Origin of the sequence: Prevotella aurantiaca (assembly GCF_015262605.1) — a bacterium.
Classification (GTDB): Bacteria; Bacteroidota; Bacteroidia; order Bacteroidales; family Bacteroidaceae; genus Prevotella; species Prevotella aurantiaca.
Genome location: NZ_JABZSJ010000009.1, coordinates 1 through 20,151, shown reverse-complemented (window position 1 = coordinate 20,151; position 20,151 = coordinate 1). Strand labels below are relative to the sequence as shown.

Annotated in this window: 21 protein-coding genes; 11 read left to right on the top strand and 10 right to left on the bottom strand. The window is 36.5% G+C overall.

All coding sequences use genetic code 11. From position 1 onward, the window contains the following. Positions 1-155: 155 nt before the first annotated feature. Together HXN26_RS03015 and HXN26_RS03010 are read right to left on the bottom strand one after the other, a co-directional pair. Complete coding sequence (locus HXN26_RS03015; protein ID WP_273158575.1) at positions 156-1,778, bottom strand: malolactic enzyme; 1,623 nt, start codon at positions 1,776-1,778, stop codon at positions 156-158. An 816-nt stretch (positions 1,779-2,594) separates the two neighbouring features. After that, positions 2,595-4,289 (bottom strand): putative transporter, encoded by a 1,695-nt coding sequence (locus tag HXN26_RS03010; protein ID WP_025000725.1) that lies wholly within the window; start codon positions 4,287-4,289, stop codon positions 2,595-2,597. A 378-nt stretch (positions 4,290-4,667) separates the two neighbouring features. Here HXN26_RS03010 and HXN26_RS03005 point away from each other — a divergent pair, with 378 nt between their 5' ends. Both HXN26_RS03005 and HXN26_RS03000 read left to right on the top strand, forming a co-directional pair. Continuing rightward, a complete protein-coding gene (locus HXN26_RS03005; RefSeq protein ID WP_273158572.1) occupies positions 4,668-5,213 on the top strand; it encodes a hypothetical protein in 546 nt (181 codons plus the stop codon). 51 nt (positions 5,214-5,264) lie between these two features. Then, entirely contained in the window at positions 5,265-6,092 is an 828-nt protein-coding gene (locus HXN26_RS03000) for a DnaJ domain-containing protein (RefSeq protein WP_025000727.1), read from the top strand. Between the two features lie 110 nt (positions 6,093-6,202). On the opposite strand, the gene HXN26_RS02995 is transcribed toward HXN26_RS03000, so the two are convergent. After that, complete coding sequence (locus HXN26_RS02995; RefSeq protein WP_025000728.1) at positions 6,203-7,045, bottom strand: TlpA family protein disulfide reductase; 843 nt, start codon at positions 7,043-7,045, stop codon at positions 6,203-6,205. Positions 7,046-7,228: 183 nt separating this feature from the next. On the opposite strand from HXN26_RS02995, the gene HXN26_RS02990 reads away from it, so the two are divergent. Continuing rightward, entirely contained in the window at positions 7,229-7,921 is a 693-nt protein-coding gene (locus HXN26_RS02990; RefSeq protein WP_273158568.1) for a queuosine precursor transporter, read from the top strand. 46 nt (positions 7,922-7,967) lie between these two features. Continuing rightward, positions 7,968-8,423 carry a preQ(1) synthase gene (queF, locus tag HXN26_RS02985; protein ID WP_025000730.1) on the top strand — a complete coding sequence of 152 codons (456 nt, stop codon included), beginning with the start codon at positions 7,968-7,970 and terminating at the stop codon, positions 8,421-8,423. Positions 8,424-8,621: 198 nt separating this feature from the next. Here queF and HXN26_RS02980 read toward each other — a convergent pair whose 3' ends face one another. From HXN26_RS02980 to nusB, 6 genes are all read right to left on the bottom strand, one after another. Then, positions 8,622-9,029, bottom strand: coding sequence for an Hsp20/alpha crystallin family protein (locus tag HXN26_RS02980; protein ID WP_025000731.1), 408 nt, complete (start codon positions 9,027-9,029; stop codon positions 8,622-8,624). An 810-nt stretch (positions 9,030-9,839) separates the two neighbouring features. Next, positions 9,840-10,298, bottom strand: coding sequence for a DUF5606 family protein (locus HXN26_RS02975; protein ID WP_025000732.1), 459 nt, complete (start codon positions 10,296-10,298; stop codon positions 9,840-9,842). A gap of 19 nt (positions 10,299-10,317) precedes the next feature. Then, positions 10,318-10,890, bottom strand: coding sequence for a dephospho-CoA kinase (gene coaE, locus HXN26_RS02970; protein ID WP_273158564.1), 573 nt, complete (start codon positions 10,888-10,890; stop codon positions 10,318-10,320). Further along, positions 10,887-11,894, bottom strand: coding sequence for a YbbR-like domain-containing protein (locus HXN26_RS02965; RefSeq protein ID WP_273158562.1), 1,008 nt, complete (start codon positions 11,892-11,894; stop codon positions 10,887-10,889). The genes coaE and HXN26_RS02965 overlap by 4 nt, the downstream gene beginning before the upstream one ends. A gap of 33 nt (positions 11,895-11,927) precedes the next feature. Next, a complete protein-coding gene (gene yajC, locus HXN26_RS02960; RefSeq protein WP_025000735.1) occupies positions 11,928-12,260 on the bottom strand; it encodes a preprotein translocase subunit YajC in 333 nt (110 codons plus the stop codon). 17 nt (positions 12,261-12,277) lie between these two features. Then, positions 12,278-13,348, bottom strand: coding sequence for a transcription antitermination factor NusB (gene nusB / locus HXN26_RS02955; RefSeq protein WP_025000736.1), 1,071 nt, complete (start codon positions 13,346-13,348; stop codon positions 12,278-12,280). 261 nt (positions 13,349-13,609) lie between these two features. On the opposite strand from nusB, the gene HXN26_RS02950 reads away from it, so the two are divergent. The 7 genes from HXN26_RS02950 (at position 13,610) to HXN26_RS02920 (ending at position 18,829) form a co-directional block, all read left to right on the top strand. After that, the gene (locus HXN26_RS02950; protein ID WP_025000737.1) at positions 13,610-14,227 is read left to right on the top strand and encodes a 50S ribosomal protein L25/general stress protein Ctc; all 618 of its coding nucleotides are present in this window, start codon (positions 13,610-13,612) and stop codon (positions 14,225-14,227) included. A 91-nt stretch (positions 14,228-14,318) separates the two neighbouring features. Next, positions 14,319-14,891: an aminoacyl-tRNA hydrolase gene (pth, locus tag HXN26_RS02945; protein ID WP_273158559.1), complete on the top strand. Its 573-nt coding sequence runs from the start codon at positions 14,319-14,321 to the stop codon at positions 14,889-14,891. Continuing rightward, on the top strand, positions 14,891-15,307 hold the full coding sequence (locus HXN26_RS02940) for an RNA-binding S4 domain-containing protein (protein WP_273158557.1): 417 nt from the start codon (positions 14,891-14,893) through the stop codon (positions 15,305-15,307). The genes pth and HXN26_RS02940 overlap by 1 nt, the downstream gene beginning before the upstream one ends. Before the next feature lie 17 nt (positions 15,308-15,324). Beyond that, positions 15,325-15,906 (top strand): phosphoribosylglycinamide formyltransferase, encoded by a 582-nt coding sequence (gene purN, locus HXN26_RS02935; RefSeq protein ID WP_273158556.1) that lies wholly within the window; start codon positions 15,325-15,327, stop codon positions 15,904-15,906. Positions 15,907-15,929: 23 nt separating this feature from the next. Continuing rightward, positions 15,930-16,316 (top strand): PH domain-containing protein, encoded by a 387-nt coding sequence (locus HXN26_RS02930; protein WP_273158554.1) that lies wholly within the window; start codon positions 15,930-15,932, stop codon positions 16,314-16,316. Further along, the gene (gene dacB / locus HXN26_RS02925; protein WP_273158553.1) at positions 16,313-17,629 is read left to right on the top strand and encodes a D-alanyl-D-alanine carboxypeptidase/D-alanyl-D-alanine endopeptidase; all 1,317 of its coding nucleotides are present in this window, start codon (positions 16,313-16,315) and stop codon (positions 17,627-17,629) included. Before HXN26_RS02930 ends, dacB begins: the two co-directional genes overlap by 4 nt. A 27-nt stretch (positions 17,630-17,656) precedes the next feature. Beyond that, positions 17,657-18,829, top strand: coding sequence for a mechanosensitive ion channel family protein (locus HXN26_RS02920; RefSeq protein ID WP_273158551.1), 1,173 nt, complete (start codon positions 17,657-17,659; stop codon positions 18,827-18,829). Between the two features lie 67 nt (positions 18,830-18,896). Here HXN26_RS02920 and HXN26_RS02915 read toward each other — a convergent pair whose 3' ends face one another. Further along, positions 18,897-19,745: a DUF4595 domain-containing protein gene (locus HXN26_RS02915; RefSeq protein ID WP_273158549.1), complete on the bottom strand. Its 849-nt coding sequence runs from the start codon at positions 19,743-19,745 to the stop codon at positions 18,897-18,899. Between the last annotated feature and the right edge of the window lie 406 nt (positions 19,746-20,151).

The following is a 20,151-nucleotide window of genomic DNA, read 5'->3' as shown; positions in this document are numbered from 1 at the left end:
CGAGATAGTTTTCAAGGGACGACTAATTAGGGGGGAGCTTGAATTTCAAAAAATGCAGAATTACCTAAAAAAGGCAATTCCGAAAGGATTTCTATTCAATTTAAGTTTTACCGGACAGCAATATTTAGCAATATAATATCACTTGTATATCCCGACTATTCATAACTAGGATACCATTTTATACGCTCAACAGCAGCACGTGCATCAGTAATATTCTCTCTTGTATTTTGATGATCAATAGCATATTGTGCTACCACCTCCGCAAGATGTTGTGAAAAAGAAGTTATTTTGTTCACAGGAGGGAGTACTGCTGCACCAGGTTGTGATGCATTCACAATTCCGCCTAATGCATGCGCTGCAGCTGATAATAGTGATTGATCTACTAATTTTGCAGTAGAAGCTATCACACCTAGTCCTAAGCCAGGATACATTAGAGCGTTATTTGCCTGTCCGATAGTGTAAGTTACTCCTTTATAATTGACAGGTGAGCTTGGTATACCAGTAGCGACAAGCGCACGTCCGTCGGTCCATTCTATCAAATTAGAAGCCTTTGCTTCTGCAAGTTCTGTTGGATTTGATAGTGGGAAGATAATAGGACGTTCTGTATGTGCAGCCATTTCCTTCACAATTTCTTCTGTAAATGCTCCTGGACATGTAGAAGTTCCTATTAATATGGTAGGCCGAATAGCACGAACTGCTGCAAGTAAAGTAGGTTGAGGCACCTGTAAATCACTTGTCGAGCGTGCAAAGAACTGCTGTCCTTCTGTCAAATCAGTCATGTCATCAGTGAGTAATCCCTGCTTATCTACTAAATAAATATGTTGCTTTGCCTCATCAGAAGATAGTCCTTGTTGCATGAACTCTTCGTAAATCTGATGTGCAATACCTGCGCCTGCTGTTCCTGCACCAAACACCATCACACATTGGTTAGTAAATTTCTGTTTTGAGATATTCAGTGCGCCGAGAATACCCGCCAAAGCAACTATACCTGTTCCCTGTATATCATCATTGAATGTTGTAATCTTATTTTGGTAGCGTTCGAGAATGGCAGCTGCATTAGGGCGACCAAAATCCTCCCAATGAAGGTATAAGTTCGGAAAGAGACGTTCTGCTGTTTCAACAAACTTGTCTACAAATTCATGATATTTTTTACCACGGACGCGTTCATGACGATTGCCTAAATAAAGAGGATTGTCGAGCAACTGTTTATTATCAGTTCCCACATCAAGTACTAATGGCAATACCTCATTAGGGTTAATACCAGCCGCTGCAGTATAAACCATTAGTTTTCCAATGGCAATAGCAACACCATTTACACCCCAGTCTCCTATACCTAATATGGCCTCGGCATCAGTAACCACAATGAGTTTTATATCTCTTCCTTCTGAAGCATTGCGCAATGATTTCTCAATATCTTCAGGATGGTCAATAGAGAGGAATCCTGCATCCTGTGGCTTCATGAATAATTCGTCGTATTGTCGAATAGCATCTGCAACAACCGGATCATAAACAATCGGCATGAACTCCTCGATGTGTTGCGCCATAAGTGCATAAAACAGAGTGCGGTTGGTATTGAAAAGTGTCATCAAATATACACGTTTCTCTAGATTATTTACCTTTTTCTGATATTCCAGATATGTTCTTTCTATCTGTTCCTCAAGTGTCTGCACAACCGGAGGGAGTAATCCTACGAGATTTAATTTCTCACGCTCAGCCATACTAAAGGCTGTTCCTTTGTTAACGAAAGGGTTGTTCAAGATTTCATTAAATGTACCCATACTTTCTTAATTTTTAATAGTAGAGAAAAGTTACCCCTCCTACTTATTAAAATCTATATATAATTTTAATTGACAATCTTATTTGATATCAAATTTGTCTAATCTTTCAGTGTTATGAAGATATCTTTTAATAACTCCATTAATAATATTATAATCTTGATATATAATCTAAAACTCTAGCTTAATTTATACTATGATGCAACTTATTTTCTCTAAAGATAAGGCAAAGATATATATATTTTTTAGGAAAGCAATCAACATGATATTTTATTTCCCTAAGAAAGAAAAAAAAGTGTTTATTGTGTATAGTTTCTGTTTTCTTATACGTTATTTTATTTTCTTTCATGAATAGAATTTAGTTTTGGGGAGTGTTTATCAATGGAATAGTGAGAGAAAATATAGATTTTGTTATACTTTTGAATCGTGCTCAATGGTTATTATCATTCATAAAGAACTATTGCTGCTCGGTAAATATTTTGAATTCAAATATTGTAATTTTATTCTATCGAAATTATAATTATAAAATTAAAAATTATAATAATAAACTTGATGGATTATTATTATAAATTCGATGGAATTTAATTATAAATTTTCTACCCTTTATTTATTATCTAAAAACTTATCTTTCTATTTTGAGAAACTCAAAGAAGAAAAACTATTTCTTATTAACGTAAAGATATGTGTTAGATAAAAAAGAGCCTTCTTGTAACACAACTTAGTTATTATTTTCAATGCTCGAATATAAAAAAGGTGTGCCGAAAAAGAAATTCGGCACACCTTTGTAGATGTATTATAAAGCTTAAAAGCAATTATTTACTAAACTCCGCAGCAGAATAGAATTATCAATTGCGCTGCAAGTATTCTTAGGAACATACTCAACGGATAAACCGTAGAATAACCTAACGCTGGTGCTTCAGTATTACAAACTGAGTTTGCATAAGCTAATGCTGGTGGGTCGGTATATGCACCTGCGACTGCACCCATAATGGTGAAATAATTGAACTTATATTTCATGCGTGCAATTGTTCCCACAATAAGGATTGGAATAATGGTGATTAAGAAACCTGTTAACACGTATTTCAAACCATCGCCCTCTGCTACAGTTTCCCAGAAACCTGCACCTGCTTTGATTCCAACTGATGCAAGGAATAATGCTAAACCTATTTCGCGCAACATCATATTAGCCGATGTGGTGGTATAAGTTACAAGTTTTACGTGATGACCAAAACGTCCAAGAAAGATAGCTATAATTAAAGGTCCACCTGCCAATCCTAATTTCAAAGGAACTGGCATACCTGGAATTGCAACTGGCAAACTTCCGAAAAGGATACCGACCACAATTCCGATAAAGATGGTTGCAATATTTGGTGCGTACAAACGTTTTTCTGAATTACCCATTAACTCTGCAACACGCTGTACATTCTCTTCAAAACCTACAACCATAATTCTATCGCCTACTTGGAAATGGTGATTATTACTTGCAAACAATTCAATGCCTTGACGACTGATACGTGTTACATTTACACCATATACTGAACGGAAGTGCAACTTACTCAAAGTCTTACCACTCATAGAGCTATTTGTAACAATTATACGACGGCTGATCATTTGTTGTGGCTGCTTTTCTTCGTGCCAATCTACCTCAATTTGTGGACCTATAAATGCAGAAATAGCTTCAGCGTCAGCCTCTGCACAAACAACACTTATTTCGTCGCCAAGACTCAAAACTGTATCGTTTGAAGGAAGCGATATAACACCTTCGTGCATTAAACGCGTACAAACAACATCACGATTTATGAAGTTGATTATTTCCTCCAAAGTACGTCCACTGATAATTGAGTTCTCAATGCGCAAATACATTGTGTGTGGTTTTGCATTTGGATTTTCAGCTTCTGCTTCAGATAATTGCTCGTTTTCTTTATCCATGTCAACTTTGCAAATAAAGCGTATAGCCAACGTTGCGCCAATTATTCCCACAACTCCCAACGGATAAGCACAAGCATAACCTGAAGCAATATCGAAGTTCTGTTTATCGGCAAAAACATTAAGTACAGCTTCTTTAGCCGCACCAAGACCAGGAGTATTTGTTACGGCTCCATACATAGTTCCTACCATCATGGGCAGGTTTTTCTGATCGCTGGTATCGAAGAAGATGTAGTAACAAGCAAACATTACTCCGATATTCAGCAAAATAGTAAGACAAGCAAGCATATTTAACTTTAGTCCGCCTTTTCCAAAAGTTTCGAAAAAGCCTGGACCTACCTGCATACCTATCATGAATACAAACAGAATAAGACCAAAGTCTTGCAAAATTGTCAGCGTTGATATTGGTCCTGTGAGCCCAAAATGTCCTGCTAAAATACCAACAAAGAGAATAAACGTTACACCGAGGGAAATTCCACCTATCTTTATTTTTCCAAGATAAACACCCAACGAGATAACTAAAGAATAGAGTAACACAATGTGTGCTACACTTTCTTGATTAGTAAATAATTCTTTTAACCAATTCATAAGTGTTATTTTATGAGTGCAAAGGTACTTATTTACTTACAATTAAACAACTATATCTAAGCTATTTTGCTCTTACCATAATTTACAAGCACTCACTTTTTATAACTTCCTATTATCCAAAGGAACACATTTATTTAAAAGTTGCAGATAAACGAAAGTTGTTTAATTAATCAAACTATCATTTTGCAATTATAAATACATACGAATGAACAAGAAGTTAAAGGCTTAAAGCAGAAAAAATCATTCTCTCAAATTATTAAAAACAAGTAAAATGAAATCAGTTTAGGGACAACAAAGCAACATATTCGATAAGATATTACAAACCTTATGACAGGATTTCTTTTTCAAATGGAAGTTTTTTTATAATTTTGCGCCATCATGGAATATAAAATAAGGTGCAATAAATGTGGCGATGTTTTTAAAGCAAGAACAGAACGTCAAGGCTTACAAAAAGTGCGTTGTCCCTATTGTGGTAGTGTGCTGAATTGCCAATTGGGTGGTGATAAGCCTTTCCGAACAAAGGCCAGATCGGTTATTCCCTTCTCAGAAGCTAGAGAAGTGGATACAAAAACCGAAGAAACTCGACCAACAGCAAAGGTAAAATTCCTAAAAATGGCTACTGCTGAAATGCTGCAAGCTGCAAAAACAAAACTGAATAATCAGTCTCAACAGGTATCAGTATTAGCAGCAAGTACCACAGCTGCCACTACTGAATATATATCAAAATCGAGTTCAAGATTAAAAGCATTTCAAGAGAAATACAAGAATGGCGATTTATTGATTTTCTTCATAGGTAGCTTTACTTTCATCTTGCTTGTATTCATTGGGTTATACCTACTTTCAGTACTCACAAACTTTATTTACGACAGTCATTTATGGCTGTTTAAGAAGTACATTGAACTTAAAAACTCAATAGGTTTTTAGCAAGTTGGTACGATTTTAGTACGTATAAATACAAATCAATAGAACAGAAAGATGGCAATAGGAAAATGGATTGGCGGTGCACTTGGCTGGATTCTAGCAGGCGGCAACGTTTTAGGCGCAATAGCAGGATATTGTATTGGAACTTTGTTAGACGATGGTTTTAATGCTTCTAACGAAGGAAATAATTTTAATAATTATAGAGGACCATTCCAAAATGGGCCTTTTAATACACAATTTAACCACAATCCATTCGAAGAAGAGCGTAATTCGTTCCTCTTTTCAATGCTTGTGCTTTCGTCTTACATTATAAAAGCCGATGGAAAAATCATGCATTCTGAAATGGAATGTGTCCGAAGTTTCCTTCGAAACAACTTTGGCGAACAGTCGGTATCAGAAGGAGAAGCTATCTTATTAAAACTTTTTGAACTGCAAAAACAACGTGGACCTGCAGTGTTCAAAGAGTTAATACGAAAGAGTTGTGTTGAGATTTCCATGCACATGAATAGCGGACAACGTTTACAACTGCTCAATTACCTTATTATTATATCGAAATCAGATGGCAAAGTAAGTTCCGAAGAGGTTTCAGCTCTCAAAGAGATGGCATCATATCTTGGACTTTCAGAACAAGATGTAGATTCTATGCTCAATATGGGAGGTTCGTATAATTCGCCAAACGATCTTGAAAAAGCTTACAGCATATTGGGTTTATCTCCTAACGCCACAAACGAAGAAGTGAAAGCAACCTATCGAAAGATGGCATTAAAATATCATCCTGACCGTGTTGGTACGCTTGGCGAAGATGTACGTAAAGCTGCAGAAAAGAAGTTCCAAGAGATAAATAATGCAAAAGAACAGATTTTCAAAGCAAGGGGGCTTTAAACTTCTGTTCACATATATATATAAGGAAAGAAAAGATAATTTAGATAAAAGAAAGAAACCTCACCAAGTTTGCTACTTGATGAGGTTTCTTTTTATACACTAATAACAATTTATTTGTATATTTCAGCCAATTTCTGTTGCAAGTCTTCGCCACGCAAATCGCTTGCTACAATTTTGCCTTGTGGGTCTAACAAGATATTTGATGGAATAGAACGGATGCCATAAATCTTACCTGCAGCACATTGCCAACCTTTTAAATCTGACATTTGTGGCCATTCCATACCAAGTTTCTTCACCATTGCAGTCCATGCATCTTTCTTTTGGTCGAAGCTAACACCAACAATTTCCAAACCTTTTGCGTGGTATTTATTGTAAGCTTCGACTACATTTGGCATTTCAGCACGACATGGTCCACACCAGCTTGCCCAAAAATCAACAAATACATAGTTGCCCTTACCAGCATATTGGCTCAACTTAATTTCCTTGTCGTTCATGTCTTTCATTACCAAATCGGTGTACATAAGTCCTGGACGACGAAGCTCCAACGATGCAAGATGTTCTTTAGCAGCTTTCAACGATTCTTCTTTATAATAACCGCTTGTTGGATCTAAAACCTCTTTCAATTGGTCGTAGGTAAAGCCAGAATAAGCATCAGCTACATATTTTGCTGGAAACTTTGTATTCTTGAAGTTCTTAACTATCTCAAGTGTGAGCGCAGTATGCAATTCTGAGAGTGAATCGCTCTTGGCCATTATATTCTCAAATAGTTTCTCATCAGCAGGTGTAATGGCTTTTGGATCTTTCTGACGCAATGCTGCGTATTCCTTATCCAAAGTTGCAAATTCAGCGTAGATTTTGTTCATCTTTTCTTCATAAGGCTTAAAGTCTTGCGATTGTGCAAAACTTGTTAATGCCTGTGCAGCCATAAATGCTGCTAAAAACATTTTCTTCATATCATTTTTTCGGTTTAATTGTTTACTATTTATACCTAAATTTAATAGGACTCTCGTCCGATTTAGATGCAAAAGTAAAGAATTGTATTGATAAATCAACCATTCTTTAATATTTTTTTGTACCTTTGCCGCACTTTTTACAAATAGGGGTACTTGCTAAACCCCCTTTAACAAAACAAGACAATGACAAAAACAAAACAACAAGTGAGCGTGCTGTTCATGTTATTCAGCATACTCTTCTGTGTTTGCCTCATTGCGGCAAACATTCTCGAGACAAAGCAAATCTCAGTTTTAGGTATTAGCTTAACAGGTGGTTTAATCGTTTTTCCAATCTCTTACATCATCAACGATTGTGTTTGTGAGGTATGGGGATTTCAGAAAGCAAGACTTCTCATCTGGACTGGCTTTTCAATGAATTTCTTTTTCGTAGCTGTTGGTGCAATTTGCAATTGGATTCCAGGTGCTCCTTATTGGACAAATCAGGAAGGATTCGATGCTATTTTCGGTCTTGCACCACGTATTGCTGCAGCTTCGTTTATGGCTTTTATCGTTGGTTCCTTTGCTAATGCCTACGTTATGAGCAAGATGAAAATTCACGATGGTGGCAAACGCTTTTCACTCCGCGCTGTAGTTAGCACTATTGTAGGTGAAAGTTTCGATTCTGTAATTTTCTTCCCATTGGCACTTGGAGGTGTTATCCCTTCTAACGAATTATTGAAACTGATGATTTGGCAAGTGATACTGAAAACTCTTTATGAGGTTATTGCACTGCCAATAACTATTCGTGTGGTAAAGAAACTAAAGGAACACGAAGGAGAAGATGTTTACGACAATGGCGTAAACTATAGTATTTGGAAGATTTTCAGCTTGAATTAAAAATGAGAAAAGGGATTATATTTTCCCTAAAAGAACATTTAAGGAAATGGAAAGAAACAACGAAGGACTAACACAATTGGGGGCAGCAACTACTTACAGTATGGATTATGCACCCGAAGTTTTAGAGTCGTTTGAGAACAAACATCAAGAAAACGATTATTGGGTGCGTTTCAACTGCCCCGAATTTACCAGTCTTTGTCCAATAACAGGACAACCTGACTTTGCAGAAATTCGTATCTCGTATGTTCCTGACGTACGTATGGTAGAAAGCAAAAGTCTAAAACTTTATCTCTTCAGCTTTCGTAATCATGGCGATTTCCATGAAGACTGTGTTAATACGATTATGAAAGACCTCATAAGACTAATGGACCCAAAATATATTGAGGTTACGGGTATCTTCACGCCACGTGGCGGAATCAGTATCTACCCATATGCAAACTATGGTAGACCGGGTACAAAATACGAGCAAATGGCTGAAACTCGCTTTGCTAACCATCAATAAAAGAAAGATTGAACGGAGAAGAAACAACAAATTAAAATCCCCGAGTGCTCACGCATTCGGGGATTTCATTATTACTAACAATCATACTTTATAACATCATGAATTAATATTTTATCGTAGCTATTTATTAATTCTAAACCAATCAATCGTATCTTTAAATTTATGAAACAATAACTTACACTCTGTAACAAAGCGTAATTAGCCTACTTCTATCTGTCGTGCTACCTTCTGAATGCTCTTGTTGAGTTTCGGAAGAGTAATGTTTAAGACTCCGTCAGCCATTCGTGCGCCAACTTCATCTTTATTCACATCATCTGGCAAAATTAGGGTTTGCTCATACTTGCTGTAAGCAAATTCTCTGCGCAAATAACGTGTATTCTCATCTTTCACTTCAGCTTTCTTCTCCATTTTAATAACTAAGTCGCCTTCAGCGTTAAGACTAATGTCGAAGTCTTCCTTTCTTAAACCTGGCGCAGCAAGTTCTACTGTATACTCAGTATCATTTACCAATACATTAATAGCTGGTGCAGTTGCATTTGCTTTTGGCATATTGTTGTTGTCAAAGAAGTCGTTGAACACTTCTGGTAACCATGAATTCTTGTAAATCATAATTTATTCCTCCTATTTAGTTTATTTGTTTCTTTGTTTACATCAAGTACATTGCAATACTTATACCAGTAGTTATTTCACGCCATTATGACATAAGTGCATGTCAATTTGTCTCAATTTACAACATTACATCTATTCTATGCCTTTGTGCATTCTACTTTATAAAACCGCAAAGACTCTACGAGAATTAGTAAAAGCGGAATTATTTTCTTCTCAGAAAATATCTCTTAATCATCTAAAAATAACTCTGTATATTCTTATTCTATAAACTAAAAATAAACATTAAAAACATTGAGATTAACGCAAAGAATAATAACTTCGTAACTTTCTTACAACCAATGCTTTTCAAAAGAGCCTGTTTTGCGAAGTAATAGTGCCTATTTTGCGCTGCAAAACAGGCACTATTGCAAAGTAAAACAACCACTTTTACTTTCGTGATATACTTTCTTTACAATTACAAAAGATAGGTTATTGTTTAGCTCCTAACTTGTACTTTTTACCTAAAAGACATCGCTTCTACAAGAAACCTGTAGAAGCGATGTTGTTATTCATATTATAGTAGGAGGTTATTGCCTACCAACTCTAAAAGAATTTATTTATTCTTATAACTCAATGTAATCTGTAGAGTAAAGAACTTTACCATCGATTATACCATGTAAATATATCAATGGCTTTAATTTACTCTTATTTTCTATTTGACCAGTCCGAATATCAACTATACCGAAAAAAGCGATAACTCCTTTACATACAAATCCTCTTTTATAGGAATTTGATATATAATAAAAGCACCTTGTCCCGGTTTAGCCGTTACTTTTCTTCTTCGTTGCTTTCTTGACTCTCGTCTACTTCTTCCTCACCTGCAGGTTTCAATACTTCTTCAAAGTTCGAAATACCAGCCTTAATCAAAATATCATACCATTGCAACAACTTCTTTATATCACTATTGTGTACACGGTCGCGGTCGAAATCTGGTAGTATTTCAGCAAAATAATCTTGCAAATCTTTTGGAGAAGCCTTACGCCAGTCTAAAGATGTAGCCTTACCATCTTCCTTCTCACGAACCTTTACAAGTACTTCGTACAAAGGAACATCGTCGCCTTCTGTAAACATTGAGATGTCTGAAAGACTCGTTACACGATCAGTAGCGAATGTTGGAATTCGCTTTTTCTTCTCATCGATAGTTTCAACTATTAGGTTCATTTTAGCACGGCTTACCAATTTGTAAAGTCCTGGCTTACCTGCAATAGAAAGAATTGTCTGTACCATTGTTTCTTTATTTAATTTATTACTTATTCGTTTTTGATATTTCGTTTATAATTTTTTGGATTTGTACATCTATATTGCACTTTCCATCATTCACTATTTCATAATGACTATGCTTTAAAACCTCATTTTGCGATAGTTGGTGATCTATCCATTCTTGTGCTTTTATTGGTGTTATGTCATCACGTAGAACTATACGCTGCACTCGAACATCGCGAGGAGCCGTTACACAAACCACCTTATCTATATGTACACGATTGATAAAACCACTATCAAAAAGTATGGCGCATTCCATATAGTCGTAACCTGAACGCTCAAAATCTGCAGCCACAGCTGGGTGAACAATATCATTAATAGCTTGCGCATTATCTTTACTATGCAAGAGAAAGGCTGCCAATGCTGCTTTTTGCAGTTTTCCATCAACGAAAACGTTCGTTCCTATTAAATCAGATAGTTGCTTTTGAATATCAACAGAAGTGCGCATCAGGCGTTTTGCAGCCTCATCGCAATCGTAAACCGTAATTCCGAACTTGTGCAATCGTTCACAAACGAACGATTTTCCACTGCCAATACCGCCCGTTATAGCTACTTTCATTTCTGTTCAATAAGATAATCAACTACGTTTACAACAGGATGGGCATTGCGTATACCATTTGGTGCTGCCTGAAGATATACGTGACACTTCTCTGCACTACCATTAGCAACTTCTTTGTAGTCTACAACTAGCTTAAAACCATCGGGCAAAAGTTCTCTCGTTTCTATGTTCTTAGGCATCGAACGTAGGCGTTGTGAACCCACAGCAAACTTTACTTTCATCTTCCCAGGGAAGACTCTCATATTTTTATCGGCAGGCACATTGATAGCTTGGATTGGTACTTCTACATCTTCCTCAGTGAGAATATCAGGATAGAACTGCACTTTCACTTGATTAGGCAACGCCTTAGCGTTCTTTATTTTGGCTATCCGCACTTTCTGAGTCGTAATTTCGTTGAAGTTAGATACTTCCATTCGTTCAGTGTAAACATACTGAATGCTGTCCAATAACTTCTTTGATGCATAGATGGTTACGCTATCAGGTATGAACTGAATCCGTGCAAGATAATAACCTTCAGCAGGAGTTATCTTTCCTTGTAAACGCACTGGAACTTTTTTATTCCTTCCGTGATTGTAGCTATAAATAAGATTATTAGCTTTTACACTTACTATTTTCGAACTTGAATACATCTGTTGGGCAAGCATTCGCTGTATATCAGCAATAAAAATCTCTCCAGTATTTTCTGAACGATTACAATTTTCAAAATCAAAGCATAGCGAACGAAAACCACCATCAAAGATATAGCTTCCTATAACGTATCCTTTGTCGCGCACAACAACCTTTACAACAGAATCTATTTCGCCTGTTAAGATCACATTTTTGGGTACACCAGACAAGCGAATGGGCACTGCAAACTCTTTTTCATACGAATCATCAAGAACATTTGTAAGCCAAAAGAGTCCACTTAACAGGAGAAAGAATAAAAAAACCAGAAACTCCTTGTTGATTAGTTTCGACAAGAAGTTTCTGATTATATCGATTATTTGCAGTCTCCTACCTACCATTTATGAAATTAGTTTCAACGCTTTTGTAAGTGATTACTTATTCTGGCTCATACGCATAGCCTCTGTATCAGCAAACACGTAACCCTTATCAACAGTGATAACAACACCACGTGCTACTTCAATTTCAATCTTGTTAGAAGTCATATCAATGCGTTTCACCGTGCCAAAGATACCACCGCCCGTAACAACAGAGTCACCTTCTTTAAGCGCATTTTGGAAAGCACGAATTTGTTTTTGCTTCTTTTGTTGTGGACGAATCATAAAAAGCCACATAATTGCAAAGACAGCAACCATCATAATAATCATAGGCATTGCGCCACCAGATTGCCCTGCAGCTTGTGCAGCAAGTAAAATAGCTGTATTCATTTTCTTATTTTATTTATTTAAAATTCTTCGTTTGTATTTCTTTCGATCTCACCTTGTGGTACGTTTCCTTCAAGATTATCATTTTGCAAGACGGCTTCGTTTCTTGAATTATTATTGTTTCTGTTCCAACGTTCGTTTCCATTACGTTGTTGTCTACGCTCTGGCATTTGCTTAAACATCTTGCCTGTATCAACAAGGTATCTTGCAATCGCGTCAAGCATTCCATTGATATAACCGCCACTACGTGGAGTACTATAAAGTTTTGCAAGTTCTACATATTCGTTGATAGAAACCGAAATAGGAATATTTGGGAAGGTTAGCAACTCGGCAATAGCTATTTGCATTATAACAACATCCATGTAAGCCAAGCGAGAGAAATCCCAGTTTCTACTTGTTTCGCTCATATATCGCTGATAAGTATCGGCATTCAATATGGTCGAACGGAACAGTTTTATTGCGAACTCACGATCTTCATCATCTTTGAACTCAGGTAACAATTCCTGCCCAGCTTTATTCGTAGGATCAAAACGCTTGATAGTTTTAATCACAAACGTATCAACAATTTCTTTGTCATCGTTCCAATACAAGCTCTTTTCTTCAAGAATAGCATCTAATTCTTCGTTTTCTTGGATAAGTGTACGATAAATTTTTCGCCACATTTCGCGATCTGCATCGTAAGAATCATCATCGCTTGCCATATACTCTTGGTATATCACACTCTCTTCTATTTGATCACAGAGTTTTCTTACAGCCTCCATATCATCTTCCCAACGATATTGTTGCCCTTCAAGAAATAAGTTTAACTGCTTATTTTCCTCAAGTTGTACAGCAAACTTATTATAAGCAAAGCGGTCAGAAGGCATGTCAGTACCTTCGCGTTTCGCTCTATTGGTTAATATTTCTACGCGGCGGCGCTCCTCCTGCGTGATAGAAACAATGAGAGACAAAAGGTAGTTGTAAAGCCCGTACGCTTTTGACAAACTGAAAAGAAGTTCTTTTTCAGCCTTATCAATATTACGTTCTCCGTTTTGATAGTAAGCGTAGGTTAACTGGACGACCTTTATTCTTATTAAATCTCTATTTATCATTGCCGTATAAAAAGTTGTGTTTTGTGTGAATCTATTACGTTCTGCAAATGTAGAAAAAATACTTGTTCCTTGCAAGAGAATAGCATTATTTTCTTGTTTTTTCTCATTATATTTGCTCATTCCAGTAAAAAGGCGTAACTTTGCACAGCTTTTTGCAAATTGAGAACAGCAAACAGATAGGTCATCAACCTCTCATAGATGCAGTATCAGTGTGTGATGGCGAATTAAATAAATATTAATTTAGAGTAACACAAACAAAAAATGAAACAGATTCTTATTTCAGGTAAGAAGCGAGAGAACACAGGCAAAAAGGCCTCTAAGGAACTCCGCAAAGAAGGATTAATTCCATGTAACCTCTATGGTGAAGTTAAAGCAGACGGAAAGCCAGTAGCTTTCTCTTTCACAGCTCCTATGTCAGAGCTTCGCAAGTTAATTTACACTCCACACATTTATCTTGTTGAGTTGAATATCGATGGTGTAAACCACGCAGCTATTATGAAAGAAATTCAGTTCCACCCAACAACTGACGCTGTTCTCCATATTGACTTCTATGAAGTAAACGAAACTAAGCCTATCGTAATGGGTGTTCCTGTTAAGCACGTAGGTCTTGCACAGGGTGTTCGCGATGGTGGTCGTATGAATAAATCAATCCGTAAGATAAACGTTAGAGCACCTTACGCTCAAATTCCAGAAACTCTTGACATCGACGTTACAAAACTTCGTATTGGAAAGAGCATCAAGGTTGGCGATTTGAACTTTGAAGGTCTTGAACTCGTAACATCAAAGGATGTTGTTGTTTGCTCTATCAAGAATACTCGTAACGCTGTTGCTTCTGCAGTAAGCGATGACGAAGAAAACGAAGATAGCGCAGCTGAATAAGCTTGTAGATAGTCTGAACGACTATAAAAAAAGAAACTATTCGAAACAGAATAAAAAATATTTCTAAGACGGATAAAAACAGACAGTAATATTGGACAAATATCTAATATGTGGTTTGGGAAACCCCGGGCGTGAGTACGAGGGAACTCGCCACAACACAGGATTTATGGTATTGGACGCCTTTGCTAAGGCGTCCAATATTGTTTTTGAGGATAAACGTTATGGTTTTGTAGCAGAAACCACTCTTAAAGGAAGAAAAATTATATTGCTTAAACCTACTACGTTTATGAATTTATCGGGCAATGCTGTACGCTATTGGCTCAACATCGAGAAAATAGATGAAAGTCGTTTGCTTGTTATTTCCGACGAATTAGCGTTGCCATTGGGTGCTTTCCGTTTAAAAGCAAATGGTTCCAATGGTGGACATAATGGTTTGGGACATATTCAACAGCTTATAGGACAAAACTATGCACGCCTTCGTATGGGTATTGGAAACGATTATCCAAAGGGTGGACAGGTTGATTGGGTATTGGGAAAATATACTGAAGACGATATGAAAGTTCTACAACCGAGTATCGACCTTGCTGTGGACATCATTAAAAGTTTCGCACTTGCTGGTATCAATATTACAATGAACCAATACAACAAGTTAGGAAAGAAATAATGGCAGATATAGCAAGAATAGATAAATGGCTTTGGGCAGCACGCATATTCAAAACAAGGAGTATTGCTGCTGATGCTTGCAAAAATGGTCGTATTACAATTAAAGGTGTCAACGTAAAGCCTTCACACACTATAAAGGTTGGCGAAATAATAAGCGTAAAGAAGCCTCCTATTACCTATTCTTTCGAAGTTTTGCAAACTATAGAGAAGCGTGTGGGTGCAAAACTGATACCCGAAGTCTATAAAAACGTTACTGATGCGAAGCAATACGAGTTATTAGAAATGAGTAGAATCAGCGGTTTCGTAGACCGAGCACGTGGTACAGGTCGTCCAACAAAGAAAGACCGTCGCCAACTTGATGCTTTTGTAGACCCAACACTCTTTGGCTTCGATGACTTTGACGATGAGGAAGACTAAATAAACACATTATTAATATGGTGAATATAGCAATTTTCGTTTCAGGCAGCGGTAGTAACTGCGAGAATATTATACGTTATTTCGAAACCAACGAGCAAGTAAATATTGCTTTAGTTATAAGTAATCGTGCCGATGCGTATGCGCTTAAAAGAGCAAAGAACTTGAATGTACCTTCGTTAGTATTACCGAAAGTCGAATTCAACAACAAAGAAAAAGTTTTAAAACTTATGGCTGACTACCACATTGACTTTGTTGTACTTGCCGGTTTCCTACTTATGATACCCAATTGGTTCATTACTGCTTACCAATATCGTATGATAAACCTCCATCCTGCCCTACTTCCAAAGTTTGGCGGTATTGGTATGTATGGACATCATGTACATGAAGCCGTGCGTAATGCCAATGAAACAGAAACAGGAATGACTATTCATTGGGTAAGCAATATTTGCGATGGTGGCAAAATAATTGCACAATTCCGTACTCCCATTACACCAGAAGATACACCAGAAGATATTGCCGCTAAGGAGCATATATTGGAAATGGAACATTTCCCACAAGTTATTGAAATGGTGCTAAAGGAAGTAGGATTAATAAAATAGCAACTAATGCTTTTATTAAAGTAATGAACAGAACTTTCAATCATCGTATCATGATATTAGAAGGGTGTGCCATTGTGCTTTTCATAATGGGTACACTTTATGGTTTTTGGCACAGAGACAATGTAGCTTTGGTAGTACTTGGCACATTATTTTTAATACTTTCAACCATTGCTTTAGATCGTGCGTTGCATTCAAGTTACACCATTGCTAATGGAAAACTTATTCTTAAGCAAGGCAGAATAGCAAAATCAAAATGTATTGATATAGCAGAAATTGCTAGTACACGAGAACTTCCATTAGCCTTTCATCTTGGCAGCTATGTGCTGATAGAACTTAAAAATGGTAAGGTGCTAAGTATTCAGCCCGATAACAGTAAAGCTTTCATTGCTACAATTCAGAAATTATTATGAAACTACGACATTTACAACTCCTAATATTTACTGCGTTATTGGCTTTCCCTGTTCACGCACAAGTAACTTTAGATAGTGCAGAAGTAGCACGTATACTTCAAGGAAAGCCACTAAAAGAAGCTACTACAGAAGAAGAACGACCTGTCGAAAATGATGAAGAAGGTGAAGCAGTAATTCTTCCTTTCCAGAATGATAACAGCTTATCGTGGCAAGAGAATATCAAAGCACGTTTAGATGGTATTCTTAAAAGTGACATTACATCCACTATGCAGATAGGTATTATGGTTTGGGACTTATCTGATGACAAGCAAATTTATAATTTCAACGAGCGAATACATCTACGCCCCGCTTCAACGATGAAGTGTGTAACAGCTATAACAGCACTCAATCGATTGGGTAGCAATTATAACTATCGCACAAGCATTTACTATACAGGAATCATTGACGATTCTACAGAGGTGTTGAATGGAGATATCTATTGCGTCGGTGGTATGGATCCTATGATTTCTAACAGCGATATTTCATCAATAGCACAAGCTATTAAAGATTTAGGTATTAGTAAAATAAACGGAAGTATCTATGCTGATGTTTCGTTTAAAGATAAAGATGAATTTGGAGATGGTTGGTGTTGGGACGACAAGAATCCAAAATTGCTTTCACTTTTATTTGGAAAGGGAGACAACTTCATTGGTACACTACTTCGCCGACTACGTGAACAAGGCATCGAATCTAATGGAATTACTGGCGAACGTTCACTTCCCACTAACGCAACTCTCATTTCAACACGAATTCACAGCATAGGTGAAGTAATGCACGATATGATGAAGAAAAGCGATAACCTTTTTGCTGAATCAATGTTCTATCAGTTAGCTGCTGCGAATGGAAACAAATGGAGTTCTGCAAAACATGCACGCAACGAAGTGAACTCACTAATACGACAACTTGGTTTATCACCCTCCAATTATAATATTGCTGATGGTTCAGGGCTTTCACTCTACAATTATGTCAGCGCTGAACTTGAAGTGCAACTGCTCCGTTATGCTTATGGAAAATCGGATATTTACAACACGCTTTTGGGTACCCTTCCTATTGCAGGAGTAGATGGTACACTAAGAAAACGTATGCGTAATACCCCAGCCGAAGGAAATGTACGCGCAAAAACAGGAACATTATTTGGAGTAAGTTCTCTTGCTGGCTATCTTACAGCGTCGAATGGGCACCGACTTTGCTTCGCTATTATTGTAAATGGTGGAATGACCCAAGGTCCAATGAGAAGTCTTCAAAATAAAATATGTGTGGCATTGAGCCAATAAATTAATTCAAACAAACAAGAAAAAAATATGGAAATTATTATCAATTTTATCGATAACCTTCTTCGTTCAATAGGAATCGAAGGCTCAAGCATTTTCGTTGTGCGTCATGCACTGATGGTAATTATAACCTTCCTTATATCAGGGCTTTCTGGCTTTATTTGCAGAAAGACTTTAGTTCCTTTGGTTATTAGACTGACTTCAAAAACAAGCATCGAATGGGACGAAATCCTCTTCGATCGTGCCGTATTATATACAGCTTGCAATATTGTTCCAGCCGTTGTTTTATGGGGATTTCTTCCAAAAGTGTTCTTCCAATATCCCTTTGTAGAAGGTATTTTGCTACGTCTTACAGCTGTATATATTGTCATTAATTCCACACGACTTGTTCTGCAAATCGCAGATCGTCTTCGTTTTCTTCGCAAAGAAGAAGGAAGTTCAAGCAGTCAATATATTCGTTCGTTCCTTGGTGTACTGAAAATTATTTTTATCTTCATCGCAGTCATTATCGTGATAAGTATACTTTTCAAGAAAAACCCCATGAGTTTGTTTGCAGGATTAGGTGCGACATCGGCAATTTTGATGTTGGTATTCAAAGATACTATAGAAGGATTGGTAGCAGGTATACGCCTTACAAGCAATGAAATGGTACACTTAGGTGACTGGATTACCGTTCCTGGTACACCTGTTGATGGAAATGTAGTGGACATTTCACTAACAACTGTAAAGGTACAACAATTCGACAAGACGTATACTACCATATCGCCACTTACTTTAGTTAATGGTACATTCAAGAACTGGAAAGGAATGCAAGAAAGCGGCATGCGCCAAGTAGTAAAAAAGATATATTTCGACGTGCGTAGTATCCGACTTCTTACCGATGAAACAAGACAAAACCTAACTAACAAAAAAATGGTTTCGCAAAAAGATATGGAAGGCGAAGTGGTGAATATCGGACTTTTCCGCCATTATATAGAAACCTACCTAAGGAAACGTGAAGATGTAAATAAGTCGGCAACGCTTTTAGTCCATCAGTTGGAAGCTACGCAAAATGGACTTCCAATAGAAATTATTTTCTTCCTAAACACAACAAACGGCATAGAGTTCGAAAATAAAATATCCGATATTCTTGAACATGTTTATGCATATGTAAACGAATTCGGATTACAGATATACGAGGGATTATCTGTCGCTAACAAATAAGAAAATAATAAGAGCAACAAAAACATTTGTTTTGTTGCTCTTGTTTATTTTATCTATATTGGTTTCCTTACCAAACTATTTTTTTATCTTCTTTCTTTCCTCCTTCATACTGAATTACAACCCTAGATGGGAAGCCATTGCCACTAATCGTCCAATCAAAAGTAGTTGTATTTTCGTTGATATCTACATTATATATTGGAAGATGCTTGCTGGCTTTTCCTAAGACTCCGGCATAATATGCCCAATCTAAATCGTCTAAGCCTAAGTTTATACCTTCATAATAAGCTGTTAAGCAACCTTTATTGTAGATAGGAGAAGTTACTTTTTCCGAAGTATAGAATATCTTGTAATGTTTTATCTCTTTGCCTTCTTTTTGCGACATGGTTGATGTTTCTACTGCATTTCCATCTTTATAAATTATGGTAAATGTAATTTTGTTTCCACCTTCAGATTGTATAGCTGTAGTTAGTTGTCCATCAGAGTTATATTCGAAGTTCCATACTTTTGTTTTAGAAGTATTATTCTTTTTGTGCTCTACTTCGTCGCAACGCTTTACAAATCCGTTTTGATTTAAGAATAGCTTATATTGTGTTTGATCGCCATCATCGTTTACTGTCATCACCATATTAGGATTACCTTTGCTGTCTAAGGCATTATTTTCGTAAACAAATGATATATCTTCTTTTTCTTCTTTGCTCGAAATGAAGACTACCTGACCTTTTGAATTCTTCTTAATTTCATAACTACCGATTGATTTAGGCCCTCCATTAACGAAGACATTTGCTGGTGTTATGACAACTTTACCCTTTTCATCGTCCACTGTAGGACCATCGTTCTTCTCACTACACGCTGTCATTGTAAATGCAGCACTTAATGCTATTGCAAAGAGCCACACATAATTAGATAGTTTTCTCATTATTTTTATATTTGTTATTCAATAGTTTCTGAGCTATTAGCGACAAAGGTATAGATATTTAACAGAACAACTGAAAAAATCTTCTTTAAAAAGTCTAAAACAACCTTTTTATCTCTATAATTTCATCTAGATTATAAGAAGTTTATGCTATTTTATGATATAACTAAAACTTAAAATATTTTTTCTTCATTTCAAACCACGCTATTTTATTATTCAATTTGAACAAAATGATATTATGTTCTTAATAAAACGATGGAACTTTTTATGAAAAAAGATAGAACTTTTTATGTAAAATGATGGAACTTTTTATGTAAAATGATGGAACTTTTTAGATAAAACATATGTACTTTTTATCTAGTCCTCCCTTAAAAACAATATTTCAGCATAAAGCTTGTATTGACAAGCT